General features: G+C 53.3%; 2 protein-coding genes. Both read left to right on the top strand.

The genetic code is table 11. From position 1 onward, the window contains the following. Positions 1–574, top strand: a 574-nt coding sequence (gene rlmE, locus WBM98_RS16195) for a 23S rRNA (uridine(2552)-2'-O)-methyltransferase RlmE (RefSeq protein WP_424367062.1), incomplete at its 5' end; no start/stop codon positions are given. A gap of 80 nt (positions 575–654) precedes the next feature. Further along, positions 655–1551, top strand: an 897-nt coding sequence (locus WBM98_RS16190; RefSeq protein ID WP_424367061.1) for an ATP-dependent metallopeptidase FtsH/Yme1/Tma family protein, incomplete at its 3' end; no start/stop codon positions are given.

Here is a 1551-nt window from a genome sequence, read left to right as displayed (position 1 = left end):
CGATGATTATGTGAAACGGGCTCAAAAAGAGGGTTACCGTTCCCGTGCCGCCTACAAGCTGCTGGAGATCCAGGAGAGGGACCGGCTTATCAAGCCAGGCATGAGGGTTGTGGACCTCGGCGCGGCGCCAGGCGGCTGGTCACAGGTAGCCCGCAAGCTGGTAGGCGACAGGGGGCAGGTGGTTGCTCTGGATATTCTGGAAATGGATCCCATTGCCGGGGTCTGCTTCATTCAGGGCGACTTCAGGGAGTCCGGTCCACTGGTCGAGTTACACGATATCCTTGCGGGTGAAAAGGTTGATCTTGTAATTTCCGATCTAGCTCCCAATATTACAGGTATGTCGAGCGTGGATCAGCCCCGCTCGATGTATCTCTGTGAACTGGCTTGGGAATTCGCCCGTGAAACCCTGCGTCCTGGTGGTGGATTTGTGGTAAAAGTCTTTCAGGGAGCAGGATTTGACCAATACTTGAAGGATTTGCGGGAATCTTTTTCGAAAGTGGTCAGCAGGAAACCAAAATCATCGCGGCCAAAAAGCCGTGAGATCTATCTGGTAGCAGGGAACTTTAAGGTATAGTACCTTACCAACGAATTAATATGCTAGAGATCCCTGTACTAGGAAGGGATGACTTGAGAGGTTGAGACGTTTTGAATGACATGGCAAAAAATTTAATTCTCTGGGTGGTAATCGCCATCGTCCTCATGACGGTGTTCAATAACTTTTCCACCCCCACCAAACAGGCTCAGTCGGTCAGCTATTCAGAATTCATCAACGAGGTGAAGGCTGGGAATGTGAAAGAGGTGACCATACAAAATGGCCGGGATATCGATGGCGCCATGACATCCGGTCAACGTTTCACCACCTACAGTCCGGGTGACGACGGTCTGGTCAGCGACCTGCTGAATAACAATGTTGAAATCGTCGCAACACCTCCTGAAAAACCGTCATTGTTGATGAATATCCTCATCAACTGGTTCCCGCTGTTTGTGCTGATCGGTCTGTGGATCTTTTTCATGCGCCAGATGCAGGGTGGTGGTGCCGGCCGCGGGGCTATGTCCTTCGGCAAGAGCAAGGCCAGGATGCTTACAGAAGATCAGGTAAAGGTCACCTTCAATGATGTTGCCGGTATCGAAGAGGCAAAAGAGGAGGTCACCGAGATGGTGGATTTCCTGCGCGATCCCTCGAAATTCCAGAAACTTGGCGGCAAGATTCCCAAGGGTGTCCTGATGCTCGGTTCACCGGGTACCGGTAAGACGCTGCTGGCCAGGGCGATTGCCGGTGAAGCCAAGGTGCCGTTTTTCACCATCTCGGGTTCTGACTTCGTGGAGATGTTCGTGGGTGTCGGCGCCTCCCGGGTGCGGGATATGTTCGAGCAGGCGAAGAAACATGCGCCCTGTATCATTTTTATCGATGAAATCGACGCCGTGGGGCGGCACCGTGGCGCCGGACTCGGCGGCGGACATGACGAGCGTGAGCAGACCCTCAACCAGTTGCTGGTGGAGATGGATGGCTTCGAGGGTAATGAAGGCGTCATCGTGATTGCTGCGACCAAC

It is taken from the genome of Maribacter sp. (assembly GCF_049667165.1).
Taxonomy (GTDB): domain Bacteria; phylum Bacteroidota; class Bacteroidia; order Flavobacteriales; family Flavobacteriaceae; genus Maribacter_A.
Note: the sequence above shows the minus strand (reverse complement) of the source record. Positions and strands in the feature narration are given on the sequence as shown.